This window comes from Burkholderia singularis, assembly GCF_001718875.1.
In the GTDB taxonomy this organism is placed as follows: domain Bacteria; phylum Pseudomonadota; class Gammaproteobacteria; order Burkholderiales; family Burkholderiaceae; genus Burkholderia; species Burkholderia singularis.
The window spans coordinates 205,180-223,726 of sequence record NZ_CP013449.1 but is presented as its reverse complement, the minus strand read 5'-3'; the positions used below and the strand labels follow the sequence as shown (position 1 = coordinate 223,726).

Sequence of the window (18,547 nt, the reverse complement as noted above, 5' to 3'; positions counted from 1 at the left end):
AGTCGCACTCGCGCTGAATGAAACCCGCTGCGCGAGAAGAGGATCCTAGCGCGTATCACGCCGATGCAGCGCGATGGCTAGCTAGGTTCAAAAAGCGGTCTGCACCATGACATAGTCATGCGAAAACGACTGAGGCCACTGCAACGAAGCCCTATCCGATGGCAAACTGATCTTCCGCGGTTGCATGGATTTCGATTCGGCCGGAATGCAACCTATTGGCGCTTTAATACCCGACGTCATGCTCGCCGACCAGTTGCTGAATCGCTATCCGGAAATCGAGCCGGTACTCGATGCGATGGAACTTCAATCCTGCAATGGCATGTCGGCTGTACCAGACGCTCCCGCGCGGCTCGCCGGCGGTGCGGCGGCCTTCACCTTTCGGGGTGGGGACAAATGCGGCTGCGACGATGCGACAGGTTGGATGCAGGCGCTCGACGATCCGCGATTTGGCCGCGCGATTGTCCCGCTGCATCGCAATTTGGACCAAAACTAGACCGACGCGAAATTTACCGCAGAAAGGGGCCGTTCGCGCTCTGTATTCGTCGAATGCCTTGGAGAGGCGACCGGGACGACGCCCATGCGCTATCTAACCAAATTGCGGATGCGGTTCGCCGCGCAATGAATCTCGCTCGGCGGCGAAAGCGTCGAGGCCACCGGGCTGGGATGCAGTTGACCCGCCGCGCGTTCAAGTGAGTTGTCGGGCGATCAACTCGCACGACCCAGGCAAATCAGCAAGCACATTCCCATCCAAACTATCAAAAAATGGCAATACCCTGATCACGCTTGAGCGAAATAATAGTTTGCTTTCTTTCATTTCGATTTGCGGTTACTTTAAAGTAACCATTAAATATTCTGAATAAATAACATCCAGAAAAAATTTAATGCCTAAACGTCTTCAATATTCCATCCTAATCGTGAAATACTGGCGCAGACGACTGGAATCGCATGCACGCGCAACAATTAGTAGCATTATTGAATAACAAATGCCGCCCACGGTACTGGCAACACTTTCGCCACGTGCCGCGAGACAGAAGTCTCAGACCCTGGTTGAGTCCAGCTTGCGGTTTCGCGGCGTCGGCACTCGACTTTTCGCAACACGCTTTGGTTTTGAGGTACGGAATATGTCAGAGGTGCGTATAAGAAATTTGAATCACCTGCGCGTCTTCATGGCGATCGTCGAAAAAGGCAGTTTCACCGCGGCTGCGGAATGTCTCGGCATGTCCAAGTCACTAGTCAGTGAATACCTGAGCCGCCTCGAGGAGGAGATCGACACTCAGCTCGTCATGCGGAGCACCCGGAAAATCGCGCTGACTGACGCAGGCACCAAACTGTATGCGGCATCTCAAGCGTTCGTCGGCAATCTCTATGAAACCATCGGCAGCATCAAACACCTTCGCCACGAATCCGCCGGGCTGCTGCGGGTTGCGGCACCCAGCGGCTTTTCCACCACGCATTTAAGCTCGGTCGCGGCGGCATTCATTCAACAGCATCCGCAAATCGACCTGGAAATCGTGAGCAACGACGAAGAAATCGATCTCGTCGAGCAGCGTATCGATCTGGCATTCGAGGCAGGCTGGCCGAAAAACAAAGGATTCCGGATGAAAATGCTTGGCACGTTCGACCAGGTTCTGGTTGCGTCGCCAGAATATGTCTGGCGGCACACGTCGCCTACGCACCCGGAAGCATTGCCTCAAGCGCACTGGATCGGTCACCGCTGCCTCGCGAATTCGAGCCATTCCGTGTTCTGCCGACATAAGCAATCGATCCGTGTGCAGACAAATGGCCGACTCAAGATGGAAAGCGTCTTGCTCGCGCACCAGATGGTGCTGGCCGGCGCCGGTGTCAGTGCATTTCCCGATTATCTGGTCGCTAATGACCTTCGCAATGGACGTTTGCACCGGCTGCTGCCCGAGTGGACGATGCAAAAGGGCGGCATCTATGCGTTTCGCACGTCGGCGCGAAACGCGTCTGTCAGAGAGCGGTTGTTTCTCGGCGCAGTACAGACGTATCTGACCGGGCTATTGCCTGCTGAGGGCCAGCCTGCGTCCATCGTGCATCAGACGGACTGAACCACAGATGGACCTGGCCGGTGCCGATCCCGTTCTCGTATTCGCTGAAAAGACGGCCGCGCGACACACAATCGCACGCTCCGATCGCGCCGGCCATCATCAGGTAATGGCCAAAGTTCGCTTCAGGTTCAAAATCCAGAAACTCCGGCATCGATTCGATCACCCGATCATGCCGGCCCGCCTCCAACCACGCAATCCGCTGCTCGTCCGCCTCGCGCGCAGCAGGCGTCACGATGTTCGATGCAGCGCCCGCCATCCGGTTACGCAATTCGGCAAGCGGCCAGAACATATGCGACAGGCCGCCCGACGCAAGCAACAGCACTCGACGATCGACACGTGCAACCGCTTCCGCAACAATTGCTCCCATCCGAACAAAATCGTCGGACGTCGCGGTCTGGCATACGGACATCGACATCCAGCGTTTGTCGGGCCGACCGAGATAGGTCCATGGATTCAAAGTCGCGTAGTGAATCGGCAAATATGGATCGTCGACGGCGTCAATCCACGAGGCGTGTTGCGGCGCCAGATCGGCAATCATGTGCGCGAGTTCCGGATCGCCGGCCAAATCGTATGGAAGTTGGCGGATCGCCCACGGCATTTCATCCGACGTGAAGCGTCCTGTCCGACGCTCATGCGCAGTGACAACCGCTCCAGTCGTGGTCCGCCAGTGACTGTCGAATACCAGTACCGTGTCGTAATCGACCATATCGAAGATTTCGCGCCGTAGTTGCATGAGGCCGGTAACGAGCGTGAAATCGCGGCCGCCGTTTTCGCGCAGCCGCACGTCGTCCGGCATCATGACGACAGGCGCATGCGAAATCAGGCCAGCGCCGATGATTCTTCCCATAAATGGTATCCCGTTCGAGAATTCAGCAATTCAACAAACATTCGGAAAACGAATGATGCGCGCGAACGACGCGGCATCACGGCAGCAATAGCAGTTTTCCGGTCGTGCTGCGTGCGGCGAGATCGGCGTGAGCACGCCATGCATCGGCGAGCGAGTACGTGCGGCCTATCCTGAGCTTCAACGAACCGTTTTTGATTCCGTCGAATACTTCGCCAGCGCGCCACTCGAATTCCTCGATGGTCGCACGGAAATGCTCGAGGTAAGGCCGCGTCAACGTCAGCGAACCTCCCCACAGCAGCCTCATGACGTCGACCGGCGGCACCGGCCCGCTCGCACCGCCGAACAGCACCAACGTGCCGCGCACGCGCAGACTTGCCAAGCTCGCATCGAACGTTGCGGCCCCAACGCCGTCGTAAGCTGCGTGAACACCGTTGCCGCCCGTCAGACGGCGCACTTCACCGGCAAGATCCTCGCCCGCGCGATGAACGATCACGGCGTCAACGCCGTTGCTGCGCGCGAGCGCCGCCTTCTCGTCAGTTGACACGGTACCGATCACGCGCACTCCGCGCTGTTTGAGCCACTGCGTCAGCAGCAGGCCCACGCCGCCAGCCGCCGCATGGACAAGCACCGTTTCGCCTGCGCGAGCACGATATGAATCGTTGACCAAATAATGTGCCGTCATTCCCTGGACGAGCGCCGCTGCGGCGGTTTGCAGATCGATCCCGTCCGGCACGGCAATCGCCTTGTCTTGCGGCACGATCACGCGAGTTGCATAGCTCCCCATCACGGTGGTCCAGGCGATGCGATCACCCGGCTTGAAGCGACTGACTTTCGGGCCGACCGCGAGAACGCGCCCCGCGCCCTCTTCGCCCGGCGTGCCGGGCAATGGCATCGGATAGCGGCCTTCGCGGCGATACAAGTCGATGAAATTCACGCCTGCCGCCTCGAGTTCGACGAGCAGTTCGCCGTCGCCGGCTTCGAGTTCGTCGGAACGCGCCACATAATTCAGAACTTCAGGGCCGCCGGTTTCGCGGATCTCGATGGCATGATGCATTCTGTATGCTCCGTCTGTTTATTCGTTTGCGCCGATTCTTGAAGATGCGTGGAAATACATCCGCACATCAACTCGCGACGACGCCGTCCAGCTCGACCTGATAAAGATCGAGCCAGTTGTTGAGCCGGCTGCTCGACTCGAGCAGAATTCGTTCAAATTCCGACAGGCTTCCGGTCTCGGTTTTTTCCGTGAGTTTGCGTAATGCGCGGCTGTCGATGAACGGTTTCAGCGGCGCATGACCTTCGTCGATCGCTTGATTGAGCCGGGCAATAAGGCCGCGGTCGTACCCCGGCGCCTGGATCGACGGATAAGCTGCTTTCTTGCGATTCAATACCGAATCGGGCAACAGATCAGCCGCCGCCGCGCGCAACAGCGCCTTTTCCTGACCATTGAATTTTTTCATTGCCCACGGAATGTTGAATACGTATTCGACAAGCCGATGGTCGCAGAACGGCACCCGTCCTTCGAGGCCGCTTGCCATTCCCATCCGGTCCTTCTTGTCCAGCAGTACTGGCAGCCATCGCGTGAGCGTCAAATAATGAAGCTCGCGCGTGCGCCGGTCCTCCGGATTCTCCCCGTCCAGTTGCGGGACTTCCGCGAGCGCCGAGTGATAGAGATCAGCCTCATATTCACCGAGCTTCAGTTCGTCGATGAACCACGAATGGAACAGTGCGCGCGGATCAAGCCCGCGGTGGGCACCCAGTTTGAGCCACGGAAAGGTCGGTGCACTCCGCGCAACGGGATCGGAAAACCACAGATAGCCGCCGAAAATTTCATCGGCCGCTTCGCCGGACAACGCGACAGTCGCATGCTTGCGGATTTCGGCAAACAGTTTGTATAACGACACATCCAGATCCGCGAAATTGAACGGTAAGTCCCATGCGCGCAACACCGTCTCGCGTATCGTCGGATCGAGCAGCCCGGCTTGATTCAATTCGATCGTATGATGATCGCTGCCGATATGACGGGCGACCTCCAGCGCGTATGGCGCGTCGGCTGTCGGACGAATCGGATCGGCCTGAAAGTGCTGCGTATGTCCGGTAAAGTCGACGCAGAATGTCGACAGCGTTCCGCCGCTTTGCCGCCGGTGCTTTTGCGCGAGCGCGGCGACGGTGCTTGAATCGATGCCGCCCGACAGCAGCGAGCACAACGGCACGTCGGCGACCATCTGGCGCGATACGATGTCGTCGAGCAGCGAGCGGATCGTCGCGATTGTCGTCGGCAGATCGTCGGTATGAGGACGTGCTTCGAGCGCCCAATAACGCGTCTCGATCATCTTGCCGTACCGGACCCGCAGCAAATGTCCCGGTTTCAGCTCGCGCATGCCGGAAAACGGCACTTGCCCCGGTGTGCGCAGAAACAGTAGTGCATCGCAAATCCCTTGCGACGACGTGCGCGCCTGCACGTCGGGATGCGCGAGAATTGCTTTCGGCTCGGAGCCGAACAACACGCCATCAGCTGTCGGAAAATAGAACAGCGGCTTCACGCCCAGACGGTCACGCACCAGCAGCAACTCGTCGCGTGCGGTATCCCAGATCGCAATCGAATACATGCCGTTCAGGCGATGAACGAATTCGACGCCCCATTCGAGATACGCACGCAACACGACCTCCGTGTCGCAATCCGTGCCGAAACGGTGGCCCAGTGCGATCAGTTCGGCGCGCAGCTCGCGGAAATTGTAGGTTTCGCCAGCATATGAGATGACCGCACGCGGCAAATCGCGTGGGCCCCGCTCCTGGCTCAGCATCGGCTGCGCACCGCGCTCCGGGTCGATGATCGCAAGACGCCGGTGTCCCAGCGCGACATGCGTGTCGAGCCACACACCGCGTGCGTCCGGCCCCCGGCGCACGAGCGTGTCGGTCATCTTATCGACGATTTCCGCTTGGCCGCGCAGATCGCGCGCGAAGTCGACCCATCCAGTGATGCCGCACATGGCTGCTCCTATTGAAATATATTGATTGGATTGAATTGAAACGACAACCAGGAAAGCGCGACGCAGCTCAATCGCGAACCCATGGCCCTCGTAGCCAACCTGCAGTGTCGTAGTCGTCCATGCAATGACGAGCGAATTCCTCGCAGCTGGCGAGCTGGCCGGATCGCGTCGCCCAGGTCAGCGAATCGAGACGGATCTGGTCGAAATTGCCTGAATAATGTGTTTCGTAGACCGAATGACGCGAACCGAATTCACTGCCGGTCGCGTCCCAAATCAGCTTGAAGAGCTTGATTCGCTGCTCGGGCTCGAGCGCTGCGCCTCGGTAATAAGCGCCAATCAGTTGCTCGACGTGTGGATCGAGCAAATCCGCTGCGCTGGACACCGTGACGAGCGGCGAGCCGCCAAGCGCGGTCTCCATCAGCTCGCGCACGCGCTTCCAGATTTGCGGCACTTGTATTCGCAGTGCCGACGCATACTCAAGCCTCGGTACGACGACGCCGGCAGCCGTGCGTTCGGGATCACGCGCCATTGCTGACGTAACGGCTCTCAACAAATGCCATAGCGCGATCAGTTCGCCGAGCGCGGCCTGAATGCCGCGAAACGCGTGCGTACCGTTCGCCCGCGTACCGAACGACAGCAACCCAATCATCAATTCCAGCTTGACGGCAAGCCGGATGCCGGATTGAAAGTTGTATAGATTTGCGAAACCAGACGATGCATAGAAACCGGTCGCACGCTTGACATCTCGGTGGACAAGGACGTCCTCCCACGGAATCAACGCGTTGTCGAAAATCAGCACGCTATCGTTTTCGTCGAAACGGCTCGCCAGCGGCGCGTCAAACGGACTTGTCGCCGCCGCTTCGTATGAAGGCCGGCACATCAGGCTCAGGCCCGGATTGTCCATCCGAGCGAAGAACACCACCGCAAAGTCTTCCGCCTTACCAGGTTCGAGCAGCGCCGATGCGACGGGTGCAACGAATGTCGCATTCGTCAGCGCGCCCGCGGTCGCAAGCATCTTCACACCGCTTACGACGATACCGCGATCGTTTTCGCTCACCACGTGAACAAAAACGTCACGCATGTCGTGAATGGCTTTGCCGCGATCGAGAGGCGGATTGATGATCGCATGGTTCAGATACAACCCATGACTCGCGAAACGCTTGTACCACGCCACGGCGTTCTGCCGAAAGTCGCCGTAATAATCGGCGCCGGCTTCGAGACCGGACATGAACGCGGCCTTGTAGTCAGGCGTGCGGCCCATGAAGCCATAGGTCATTTGCGACCAGATCCGGATGGCATCCTGTGCCGACAACAGATCGTCAGCCGAATAGCTCGGTTTGAAAAAGCGGTGCGTGATTTGCCCATGCTGGTCCGGCGCGGTCAAGCGCTCGCGATGCTCGCCATGCAAAGCGTCGTAGAGCGAAGCAATACTGCGAGCGGCATTGCGAAAGGCGCGGTGTGTCGTGACATCCTTAATGCGCTCGCCGCCGAGATACACGTTGCGACCATCGCGCAAGCTCTCGAGATAGTCGTCCCCGTTCATCAACGTCATGTTCTTCTCTCCGTTGCTCGCCCAATCAGGCCGTGATGTCAGCCGCCTGCCGTTCCTTCGACAAATGCGGGTTGCGAAGCGGCGGTTCACCGTGGATATGAACTCGGCGCAGATGCCGGCCGGTACGGCTGACGAAACGCTCGCGCCCGTGCAACAACGTGAAGTTGTCAGTCAATACCACGTCACCCGTCTGCCAGTGATGTGCGTAATGCGCACGCGGGTCGTACAGCCTGCGTTTCAGACTGTCGAGCAGCGTCTTTCTCTCGTATTCGGCAACCCCTTCGAACACGTAGTGCGAAGGATTGATGAACGTGTCGTCTCCTTCGAGTGGCGGTTCGCAAAACCGCAGAATCGGAAATTCACGACGTGGATGCCTGCCGATGATCGGCGCTTCCACCGTATTGCTGTAAAGCTCGACCGTTCGCTGATAGCGGCCGCTCGCGCGGTGCCAAAGCGCCAGTTCCTCCTGCGTCGCGATGCGCAACGCCTGCGTCGTGCTGGAAAACGTCGTGCGCCCGCCATCCCCTTCGCCAACCGCCTGCACACACTGAAATACCTGGAATTCCGGTACGGTTTCGAGGTACATCCCATCCCAATGCAACGGCACGTAGCTGTTCGCGAAAATATGGTCGTCCGGATCGGCATGCTCGACGAGTTCGAGTACGGCGCCAAACTGCCACATCATGATTTCGCCAAAAGTCGCGCAATAGCGGGTCAGGCTTTGGGCGTCGTCGAAACTGTCGAAACCGCGCAACACCACCAATTGCTGGCTGCGCACCAGCGCACGCAGCCACTCGATCGACAACTCACCGACGTGACGGCACCCTCCGTCCGGTTTCACCATCACACCAAACGAGCAAGGTTCGCCAGACGCCCCGATCAACGGTTCAAACGCTACCGTTCGTTTCATGAAAAAGTCATTCATACGGTCTCCGAAGCAGTAGTAAGAAAGCGATTCTTGTTCGTCTCCCCCGGATCGATACCCGTGCGCACGGACGAAGGCGCAATCTCGTAGTGGCTCGGCCGGTGATCGTGGGTCACAACGCGGCCGCCCAGCAACTCGGCATCGCGGCGCTTCATCAACATGAACTGGCCGCCGACACTCACCGCGACGCCATGCCACGGCGTCAGCCAGCTATCGCGTGTCTGCATCATGTGAATACCGATCTTCAGACTGGCGGCTGGTTGTGGATGAATTGACAGGCGAATCGCGTCAGGAAACCGTTCGGCCAGCAGTGCTCCCCATGCCCAGCTCCGCTGAATCACACCGAGCGCGCGCAATTTCGCATCTTTCTGCAGCGTGGTCTTGGACCCGCTGTAATCGGGCATTAAACCGTCTTCGTACATGAAGCGAGTCACTGCGCGATAAAGCAGCGTGCCTTCTGCATCCATCAGTTTTTGCTTGACCACATCCAGCGGGTCCGCATATGTGTCGATCAGCAACCGGCGCATTTCGTCGAAATCCGCTGTACGTCCGGCAAACGGTTCGAAATTCTCGAGGTTGTAGGTAGACAAATGCTCGGTGTCGAGATCAGCAATGATTCGCTGCAACGCTTGCTGATAAGCAGTGATGTCGTGATCGTCGACTCGAATCAGATCGCCGAATACGCGTCCGTCCGAGCAAATCGTCAGTTTCGCGCCGGGTTCATAGAATCGTCCGATGTTTTCGCACATCTCATTCAAGAAAGCGATCGACAGTTTTTCGCCCATATCGGGAAGTCGTCCCAATACCTTGCCGGGATTCGGCGATTTCGACGGAAAAGCCGGCAACACGAACTCGATCGGCCGGTCCGTATCGACGAACTTCCGTATTCTGGGGAGTTGGATTTCGTGAATGCGTTCGATTTCATGGCGAATGTCGGATCGGCTTCTGTATTCCGGATATCGGCGGTGAACTCGAAGGATTTCACCCAGGACCGATCGGGAAATCTCCGTGTTCCGGTCGTATTTCATGAGGTTTCCTCGTTTTTAAATTAATTAGCTGACCGGCAAATTCTATTTTTAAGGAATAGCTCGATAAATACGGATTCATCGAAAGGATTGTTCGGAAAATTTTCTTCCAACAAAGAAAACGAAAAGACTTACGCACTCGTTCTCCTTGAGGCGGGCACGCACTAACGGTGCCTTGGAGATGAAGACGGAAGGGAGATGAAAAGGAAGAGAGAATTGACGAGCATCACGCATCGGCACGGCGCCCGCAGCAAGCGTCATGCGCCTATCGCGATAGCAAACACGTGGTGGGTCCGGCCTGCGCTTATCTGTGGGTCAACGTGACATTCGTCGCGAGCTTGCCCAGCGGCGTCGGGATTTGCGGTGCGAAGACGTAAGTCTTCACGTTGGTCTTTTGCCCATTGCCGGCCTTCCGATCGCCCATCGTTGCAGCGAGCATCGACTGCCCAGTCGCGCGGCCCGTCGCAGGCATGACGGTCTGTCCAATCGTCACCGCATTGTCGAGCGGCATTGGACCACCTGTGATTTGATTAACAACAGATGGGCTTGCCGTCACATGCCAATGCAGAGTCGAATCAATCCGGCGCTCCAAGCACCGGTCTTGCAACGCGTGAAGGCGCCTTCACGGCTGGCGAACATGGCCGCATCAGCGATCCAAAGAGAGGCGATTGAAACCGCGGAAAGCACGCCACCGAGATCGGTGCACGGCGGAGAACGCGACCGTACCAACGTAAGCGTCAAGCCGCTTGATCGCGTGATGCGCAAATACATCGGCGCACCAAGGAGGTGGCGCGAATATTTGGCTCAGGATGAATTGAGATGCTTATTTTGGCGGCTGGCATGCTGTGCAGCGTGCCAGCCGCATATGACAGGATCGCCGATCACGGGGCGATCGGCGCCCCGACGTCGGATCGGCGGGTGGCTCAGTCGCGGTGATGATGCTTGCCGTGGTGGCGGCCGCGCCGGTAGTCTCGATCGTTTTCGTATGAGTTGGAACGCGAGATATTGCCGCCGAGCGCCGCGCCCGCGCCACCGCCAACGGCTGCGCCGACAAGGCCGCCTGCACGGCCGCCCATCGCATTGCCCGCTGCCGTGCCGGCGCCACCGCCAAGTGCACCGCCGATGATCGCGCCCGTGCGCTCGCGGCGGTTCGACGTGACCGCGCCGCCTGCGCCACCGCCGAGTGCACCGCCGATGACTGCGCCCGTGCTGCCGCCCACGGCGCCGCCGACGGCTGCGCCGGCTACCCCGCCAAGCGCGCCGCCAAGCGCATTGTTCATATCACCGCCGGCCATGGCCGGCAAAGATGCCGCGGCGAACAGCGATGCGGCAGCCACGATCTGAATGAGTTTCTTCGACATAGATGACAGGTCTTTCGTTATGGGTTTTGGGACACCGTCAACGAGTATACCGGCGGCGCGAAAGGTTTTCGTTATCCAATGGGTGAGTGCCGGTAAGAGATGTAACAAAGTGATCCGTCCGCCGCTTCATTCACGCATAGCTCGCGCCGTGCCGATCAGAAACTAAAGCATGAACATCCCAGCGCGCCCCAGAAGCCCGTGACATCTGACACTGGAATGTCCGAACGCCTGGCAAAATCGTGAGCATGCCCATGTACGGCGCACGCGCCGCGACATTGATGCGCGATCTTTCCAGCCGAAGCGCTCGCCAAACGAAAATGCCCTGGATATTTAACGAGCGGAGACCAGTCCGGCATGACCGGCAACGGCATTGGCCCCCAATGCGCAAACTCGCCATCGGCGTGGACAATGTCGCCGCCAACTATCGTCAGCATCGACGATATCGCCTTGATCTGCTCGTGCGGAATGGAAAAATAATCGTCAGACAATACAGCCAGGTCTGCCAGCTGTCCCGGCGTGATAGCGCCCTTGCGTCCGGAATCGGAAGAAAACCATGCGCTGCCGACCGTCCACAGTTCCAGTGCGGTCTCGCGCGACAGCCGGTTCGCATGACCGTACAGCGGCATACCGCCTACCGTCTTGCCTGACACAAGCCAATACAGCGCAGTCCACGGGTTATAGCTTGCCACTCTCGTCGCATCGGTGCCCCCGCCAACTGGCACGCCCAAATCCAGCATTCGCGCGATGGGCGGAGTATGGGCGGCGGCCTGCTTGCCATATCGTTGAACGAAGTATTCTCCCTGGAACGCCATCCGGTGCTGAATCGCAATCCCACCGCCCAGCGCGCCGATTCGTTCGATATTGCGAGGCGTGATCGTCTCCGCGTGATCTACGATCCATGTCAGCCCGTCAAACGGAATGTCTCGATCGACCTTCTCGAAGACGTTCAAGATCCGTTCAATCGATTCGTTGTAAGTCGCATGAATGCGAAACGGCCAACGATGCGCCACCAACAGCCGGGCGACGCGCTCGAGATCGCGTTCCATCTCGGCGCCCTGAGTGGGGCGCGGTTGCATGAAGTCCTCGAAATCCAGCGCCGACCAAACCAACGCTTCACCGGCTCCGTTATTGCGAAGAAAATCGTCGCCTTTTCCCGGTCGAGTGGATTGGACCCACGATTCGAGATCCTCATACTCGCTGCCGGCACGCTGCGGGCACAGGTTATAAGCAATGCGAACTGTCATCTGCTTTTGCTTCGCCAGTTGCTCGATCACCTGATAGTCGTCAGGATAGCTTTGGTAGCCACCGGCAGCATCCACGGCACTCGTCACGCCAAGGCGATTGAGTTCACGCATAAACTGGCGTGTCGAATTCAGCTTGTATTCCAACGGAAGTTTCGGCCCCTGGTTCAGCGTCGCATACAGAATCGCGGCATTGGGCTTCGCGATCAGCATCCCGGTCGGCTCACCATTTGCGTCGCGCTGAATCTCGGCGCCTGGCGGCTCGGGTGTTTGCCTCGTATAGCCAACGGCCCGCAGCGCGGCACGATTGAGCCACGCGCGATCGTACAAATGCATCACGAATACCGGCGTATCCGGCGCAACCGCATTAATCTCCCCAAGCGTCGGCATCCTGCGCTCGGCGAACTGAAATTCGCTCCAGCCGCCTACTACCCTCACCCATTGCGGCGGCGGCGTGACGGCAGCCTGATCCTTGAGCATACGAAGCGCATCCGCCAACGACGGTACGCCCTCCCAGCGCAGTTCGAGGTTGTAGGTCAGTCCGCCGCGAATCAAATGCAGATGAGAGTCGTTGAGTCCCGGAATCACGGTGCGGCCGCCGAGATCAATGATCTTTGTTTGTGAATCGGCATGCCGCATCGCGTCCCGGTTCTCACCGACAGCGAGAAACTTTCCGCCCGCGATCGCCACGGCCTGCGCCAAACGCTGCTTCCGGTTCATCGTATGAATCCGGCCATTCACGAGGATAAGATCGGCCGTCTCGGAACGCTCATCCGAGACTTTCCGCCGTGCGTCGAATGCGGCGCCATCTTTGGTCAACACGCCCAATCCAATGGCGGCGGCCGACGACAGGAACGTCCGTTTCTTCATAGCATCCTCATCCCAGGCATCGCGGCTGAACGCTGTGCATGCATTGCATGCACACAGGCCATCACGGCGGCAATACCGCGCCCATGCCACCGGCCCCGGTAAAGCAATCTACTTGGCTGGCTTGGATATCGGCTTCGGATCCGGTTCGCCCATGCCGGAATAATCGAAACCGTGATAGAACGCGGAGGTGGGAACCATGTAATCCGTATAGTCGAGTTCTTCGCGCAATATGCCGTATTTCTTGAAGGCTTCATGAAGCGCCTTACTGCGAACCGGCGATGTGTTATCGGGGCGCGCCCAGTCCCTGACTAGTTCGAAAACGTAATCGACCGTGCTAAGCGGATGCGCGCCCGCCTGAATCATGCGCTGAACGGCAAGATCGTGACCGACTTTGTTTGTCGTCGCCGATGCGTCGGCAATGAAATAAACATCGTATCCCGCCTTGATTGCCGACAATACCGGATAAGTCAAACAAACGTCCGACCACAGCCCCATCATCACCAATTTCTTTTTGCCTTTGCCAATGATCGCATTGCGTGTTGCGTCGTCTTCCCAAGTATTGGTGCTGGTTCGGCGATAAGGCTTCGCGCCCGGGTAGATTTCCCGCAATACCGGCATCAACGGTCCGGCGAACCCTGTCTCGCCGCCGAGCGTAAGAACCGTTGGCACTCTATAGAATCTGGAAAACCAAGCAACGGCACCGATATTCCGATTCAGTTCGAGCAGCTCACTGCTACGCGCCGATGTTGCCATCACGTCTTCGTAATCGATGATCACAAGCGTGTGATTGACTGGATTCAGCAACTCCGGGCTTCTATAGTCACCGACTTTAGGAATATTCGAAAGCTCGGGAGTACTGTAAATCGAAGAAGGAATGTTCTCGTCGGCATGGGCCACGGCCGCAAGACTGGCAAGCACCGTGAATATCGGTGCGATCTTGTTAAACTTCACGTCTGCCTCTCCTGAAATTTATTTCTTGATAAATTTTCTCTAAATCACAATCAATCCTGATTTTTCGAAATCAGGATTAGATTGAACGATAACGCAAATCGAGCCGGACATATGACTCATTCCTTGGAATGTTTTTCCCACATTTGAGTCACATCGTCGAACATTCTCGCTTCGGCAGCCAGACGCCGTATTAGCATTGCGCACCCGGTGACGGCACGTCTGGCCCGCGTGTTTCCGATACTAGACGAATGAGCAGAGCCCACTGGCTCACACCGTGTCACGCGCATGTACGCGTGAATGCCGGCACCACCGCGACGAGTTCTCCGCGCGCCGTCTGGCGGTACCGTTCCTGACGATTCCAGCGGTTTTTTATTTATTCGCGATCGACGGAAAGTCTTCCAGGACCTGCGGCGCACAATGCGAATAACCCACCCGCAATTGCAATGTTCTTATAGAAATGAATCATCATGTTCATCTGTACGGATTCGGGCATCGACCAATAGTGATGGCCGATGAATGCCGTGCCGATGGTATACAGTGCGAGCAACAACGCAAGCGGCCGGGTAAAAAAACCGACAAGAAGTGCGACGCACACCGGCAATTCCATGATCACTGCAATCAAGGCGGCCAGCGTGGGGAGCGGCGCACCGGTCGACGCCATATATTCGACCGTCCCGGAAAAACCCACGAGCTTCTGCCATCCCGAAGGAAGAAACAGCAGGACGATCAAAATCCGTGCGACCAACAGCAATAGGTCTTTTTGATTCGCGAGAAAGTTCTTATTGAAATCCATAGTCGATTCCACTCCCAGTTCTATTGGATGTGCCGGCAAGGAGCCTGCACGGGTTTAATGATAGAGGTGTCTTGTCAGGGGCTCGGCTGCAGCCTCAACACGCGCCGCTCATCACCTGTTCCGCGACAAAGTTACCGAACCGATGAATCCGATAGCTCCCAAGTGCGACAACTCCCATGTTAGCCACCATACCGGCAAATGCAGGTATTTCGAAGTCCTTGAAGTTTGCCATGCGCTGTATGCCGCGCAATGTCATTCCGTCCTTTATCCGCCTGCATCATGACAACCGCGATTTGCAGTGCCACCGCTTACTTTCAGCATGGCCCGGATGGACGCAGCAATCGCTGCCGAAATCCGCTCCCCAATCTACGAGGTACAGTAGTGCCGGGCCTACCAACGCCCCACCAGCGCATGCTGCCGCCATTGGCATCGATCTAGGCGCAAGATCTTTTCAGCGAACACTGAATTAGTTTCGTCTAACGTCTTTATCTCTGTTTCTTTTATCGGTCCATCGTCTCCAGAGCATATAGCATGCCGAGTGATTTTCGCGGTGACTGTACGGATATCGAAACAAATATGCAATGCTCAATATTGGGAAAATCTGTCGAAAAAAAGCGACGATTCGGCATCTGAGCCATTTCCCTTCCTATACCTGCTCGAAGACCATGCGTGGCTTTCAGCATCAATCGATCGAAAGCAAGCTGTCAGATATCGTCAAATAGTTAAATATCGTAGGAGGAAATGAGGCTGGCGCCATCGAATAGTAGATTCCCGCTTCACCGCTCGAAGCCATAATGCGAGCAAGCAAACAATGCATATCGTCAACCATCATTAACATGGCGGCATAACTTGCAGCGGCATCGCCCAAGCCGCCGCCCGTTCCATATTGCCCTAATACCGTTATGCTAGATTTCAGCGCGCTCGCGTTTTTCGTTCAAGTTCTGGAAAAGAAAAGCATCACCGCGGCCAGCGAAACACTGAGCGTGCCCAAATCAACGGTCAGCCGCAGCTTGATTCGTCTGGAAGAAGAACTCGGCGTGTTGCTGTTGCAGCGCTCCACACGCAGGATCACACCAACCGATGCGGGCCTCGAACTATATGACTATGCACGCGCGATCTTGAACGACGTCGAATCGGCAACGATGGCGCTCCGTCGACGCGCGACCGAATCCGTCGGCACGATACGCATCAGTTGCTCGCATGGCTTCTCGGCATTCGTCGTGTCGACGATCATAGATCGTTTCATGCTGAAGCATCCGCAGATCCGGATCATGCAACACATCACGGACAAATTTGTCGATTTGCCGCACGACGGAATCGACGTGCTGATTCGCGCCCATCACCGTCCGTTACCGGATTCCGGCATGGTGCAACGCCCCCTCGGAAAAATACGATGGGGCTTGTTCGCGAATCCTCGGTTGCTCGCCGAGTATGCGCCAATCGTTGAGCCCAACGACGTCGAGAAGCTGCCGATGCTGTCCCATCACACGGTTACCGCCGAACGCTTGATACTCGATCACCCGACGCTCGGTCAAGAATCGCTGACTATCACGCCGCGGTTTTGCGGCACCGATATGCTCGCACTCAAGAAGCTGGCACAAAAAGCGCTGGGCGCGGTCGCGCTACCGACCTACATCTGCAAGCCCGAAATCGCCGACGGCACGCTGCAACGTATCCTGCCGGACTGGACCGCGGGCACGGCGCAGCTCACTGTACTAATGACCTCTTCGCGCCAGGGGCCGCTTCCCGCGATCCGCGAATTCGTGGACTTTCTCGTCGAAGCCATCCCGGGGGTCGTCAATGATTGACCGTTGTGTCGATCGCAGTCCGCACACCGCATAGAAAGCCGCTTGACAAAACCGCGGCCGGCATTTGCACGTCAGAGCGGCCGGCGTTACGATTCCGGTCCCCACTCTTTCCAAGATGGATATGGCCACCTCATCGCTTCGTTCGTCCACCACGCGCGCCATCGTCACAGGCCACACTCGCGGGCTCGGCGCCGCGTTGGCCGAGCACCTCCTACAACAAGGCATCACCGTGCTCGGCCTGTCGCGCGGCCGCCATTCGTCGCTTGGCAAGCAATTCGGCAATCGCCTCACCGAAATCGAATTGGATTTGTCTGATCCCGCGCGCTTGGCAGCATGGCTTGCGTGCGGCACGCTGCAACACTTCGCCGATGGAGCCTCATGCATCCTGCTGTTCAACAACGCCGGTAGCGTCGAGCCCATTGGCCCGCTCGATACCCAAGATTTCGATGCCGTCGCGCGAGCCGTCGGCCTGAACGTCACAACGCCATTGATACTGTCGAGCGCGATCGCCAAGCTTGCAATCGATACGACCGAGTGCCGAATCGTCCACCTGTCGAGCGGCGCGGCACGCAATCCGTATGCGGGCTGGGCTGTCTATTGCGCGACCAAGGCAGCACTCGATCATCACGCGCGGGCAGTCGCACTGGATGCCGGGCGCGCGTTGCGCATCGCCAGCGTCGCGCCGGGCGTCGTCGACACTGATATGCAGGCAACGATACGTGCTAGCAGCCGTGAGCGATTCCCGTCGATCGAGCGATTCGAGCGGCTCAAGCAAGAAGGCGCCCTCGCTTCGCCCGATGCGGTCGCTCGCACGCTGGTCGACTATGTGCTGAGCGATGCGTTTGGGGTAGCACCGACCGTGGACGTGCGTGATTTTTGATCGAGCGTGCATACCGGAAGCCGACCACCTGTATCGCCAAAGCTGCCCGAATCGACCAATCAGGACATGCAGCCGGCAACAGCGGCACTCGGCTCGCTTTCTGCTGGGCACCACTCCTTTCGCGATCGGGGGCCGAAGCGTGACGCCGGATTCACGTGACCGCCGCCGTAGTAGTCAGTGAGCGGAAAGAGCACACCGGCTGCAGGTGCTCCGCGCCCTAGCGAGCAGCTGCGTTGGCATTCGGTACGGGATTGCGCGCGTCTGATAACACATTCGCTGCCTCGCCAACCGGTTCGGTAACAAAACCGCGACCGTCATCGATTTCAAGCCGATCCACTCCAACACGGGCTGCTGGGTGGCCATTGGCGCAATCCGGAAACGAGATGCGTGATCGCGATGCTTATTTATCAGGCTTCCTGAATATAAGAACAATACGAAGCCGTAGCCTGCATTCATCAGATCGATTCATTAACAGGCAGCCTGTTACCTCAGGCTCATGCCAAGCATGCATAAACCCCGAATGCATCCACATCCAGCCAGGATCGACAGGAAAACCGCAGGCGAATCAGTCGTTCAAGTTATGCACGAATATTTCAAGCGAACGCTGCGCGCGCTCGGCATCGTCGGAAGACAACTCACCGACCATCCGGCGCTCCACCGGCCGCACCGCCCGCTCGCATTCGCGCAGTACGGCCGCGCCTTCTTCGGTCAGCCGCAACAAAATCACGCGTCCGTGATTGGGGTCGCCTTCGCGGGCGACATAACCCCGGTTCGCCAACGCACTCGTCACTTCATTCGCCGATTGCGGAGTGATGAACGAGCGCATCGCGAGTTGCGCATTCGACAGTGCGCCACGCGTTTCCAAAACCGACAGTGCCGTGTATTGCGCGAGCGTGATACCGATCGGCGCCAGCGCATCGCCCATCTGACGACGCAAGAGTCGATCGAGACTCGCGATCAAATAAGTCAGCCGCTGCTGGTTTCGCGCCTTGGGCTTGTCCGCCACGGAACGGGTAGGGCTTTTTGCGCCGGGTGGCTTGACGAAGGTCGGATTCATAGGGATATCTAAACTGGTCTCGCGGGCCATCTTACCTACGCGCGAACCATCGCTGCAAGCACGCCGCGCATCGGCGGGCGTGTAGCGCACACAACGGCCGCATACGCGTCGAGACCGGGCCTTCCTCGCGCCGTCGATCGACAAAGCGTGCGGTGGCACCACTATGGCAATCACCTTCGTC

At 57.9% G+C, this 18,547-nt stretch carries 16 protein-coding genes; 4 read left to right on the top strand and 12 right to left on the bottom strand.

Features of this window, described 5'->3' with window-relative positions; genetic code table 11:
- The first annotated feature begins 184 nt into the window (after window positions 1–184).
- Window positions 185–493, top strand: a complete 309-nt coding sequence (locus AQ611_RS17035) for a hypothetical protein (RefSeq protein WP_146011738.1) — start codon at window positions 185–187, stop codon at window positions 491–493.
- Between the two features lie 673 nt (window positions 494–1,166).
- Entirely contained in the window at window positions 1,167–2,069 is a 903-nt protein-coding gene (locus AQ611_RS17030; protein WP_059515371.1) for a LysR family transcriptional regulator, read from the top strand.
- On the opposite strand, the gene AQ611_RS17025 is transcribed toward AQ611_RS17030, so the two are convergent.
- The 11 genes from AQ611_RS17025 to AQ611_RS16975 form a co-directional block, all read right to left on the bottom strand.
- Entirely contained in the window at window positions 1,972–2,916 is a 945-nt protein-coding gene (locus AQ611_RS17025; RefSeq protein WP_069235454.1) for a DODA-type extradiol aromatic ring-opening family dioxygenase, read from the bottom strand. The two genes, AQ611_RS17030 and AQ611_RS17025, sit on opposite strands and share 98 nt — an antisense overlap.
- A 76-nt stretch (window positions 2,917–2,992) precedes the next feature.
- Window positions 2,993–3,970: a quinone oxidoreductase family protein gene (locus tag AQ611_RS17020; protein ID WP_069235453.1), complete on the bottom strand. Its 978-nt coding sequence runs from the start codon at window positions 3,968–3,970 to the stop codon at window positions 2,993–2,995.
- A 67-nt stretch (window positions 3,971–4,037) separates the two neighbouring features.
- Entirely contained in the window at window positions 4,038–5,903 is a 1,866-nt protein-coding gene (gene asnB / locus AQ611_RS17015; RefSeq protein ID WP_059515376.1) for an asparagine synthase (glutamine-hydrolyzing), read from the bottom strand.
- A 67-nt stretch (window positions 5,904–5,970) separates the two neighbouring features.
- Window positions 5,971–7,455 carry a 4-hydroxyphenylacetate 3-hydroxylase family protein gene (locus tag AQ611_RS17010; RefSeq protein WP_069235452.1) on the bottom strand — a complete coding sequence of 495 codons (1,485 nt, stop codon included), beginning with the start codon at window positions 7,453–7,455 and terminating at the stop codon, window positions 5,971–5,973.
- Between the two features lie 25 nt (window positions 7,456–7,480).
- The gene (locus AQ611_RS17005; protein WP_069235451.1) at window positions 7,481–8,380 is read right to left on the bottom strand and encodes a TauD/TfdA dioxygenase family protein; all 900 of its coding nucleotides are present in this window, start codon (window positions 8,378–8,380) and stop codon (window positions 7,481–7,483) included.
- Window positions 8,377–9,408: an L-tyrosine/L-tryptophan isonitrile synthase family protein gene (locus tag AQ611_RS17000; protein WP_082711804.1), complete on the bottom strand. Its 1,032-nt coding sequence runs from the start codon at window positions 9,406–9,408 to the stop codon at window positions 8,377–8,379. The genes AQ611_RS17005 and AQ611_RS17000 overlap by 4 nt, the downstream gene beginning before the upstream one ends.
- Before the next feature lie 301 nt (window positions 9,409–9,709).
- Window positions 9,710–9,916, bottom strand: coding sequence for a hypothetical protein (locus AQ611_RS16995; RefSeq protein ID WP_059515382.1), 207 nt, complete (start codon window positions 9,914–9,916; stop codon window positions 9,710–9,712).
- Window positions 9,917–10,328: 412 nt separating this feature from the next.
- Window positions 10,329–10,766 carry a hypothetical protein gene (locus AQ611_RS16990; RefSeq protein ID WP_059515393.1) on the bottom strand — a complete coding sequence of 146 codons (438 nt, stop codon included), beginning with the start codon at window positions 10,764–10,766 and terminating at the stop codon, window positions 10,329–10,331.
- A 155-nt stretch (window positions 10,767–10,921) separates the two neighbouring features.
- Window positions 10,922–12,727, bottom strand: coding sequence for an amidohydrolase (locus AQ611_RS16985; RefSeq protein WP_069236354.1), 1,806 nt, complete (start codon window positions 12,725–12,727; stop codon window positions 10,922–10,924).
- A 258-nt stretch (window positions 12,728–12,985) separates the two neighbouring features.
- Complete coding sequence (locus AQ611_RS16980) at window positions 12,986–13,828, bottom strand: isochorismatase family protein (RefSeq protein ID WP_146011739.1); 843 nt, start codon at window positions 13,826–13,828, stop codon at window positions 12,986–12,988.
- A gap of 373 nt (window positions 13,829–14,201) precedes the next feature.
- Complete coding sequence (locus tag AQ611_RS16975; RefSeq protein WP_059515397.1) at window positions 14,202–14,621, bottom strand: DoxX family protein; 420 nt, start codon at window positions 14,619–14,621, stop codon at window positions 14,202–14,204.
- Between the two features lie 902 nt (window positions 14,622–15,523).
- Here AQ611_RS16975 and AQ611_RS16970 point away from each other — a divergent pair.
- A complete protein-coding gene (locus tag AQ611_RS16970; protein ID WP_069235449.1) occupies window positions 15,524–16,429 on the top strand; it encodes a LysR substrate-binding domain-containing protein in 906 nt (301 codons plus the stop codon).
- A gap of 115 nt (window positions 16,430–16,544) precedes the next feature.
- Window positions 16,545–17,309, top strand: a complete 765-nt coding sequence (locus AQ611_RS16965) for an SDR family oxidoreductase (protein WP_374755051.1) — start codon at window positions 16,545–16,547, stop codon at window positions 17,307–17,309.
- A gap of 565 nt (window positions 17,310–17,874) precedes the next feature.
- Here the strand turns inward: AQ611_RS16965 and AQ611_RS16955 are convergent.
- Entirely contained in the window at window positions 17,875–18,396 is a 522-nt protein-coding gene (locus AQ611_RS16955) for a MarR family winged helix-turn-helix transcriptional regulator (RefSeq protein ID WP_059515403.1), read from the bottom strand.
- Between the last annotated feature and the right edge of the window lie 151 nt (window positions 18,397–18,547).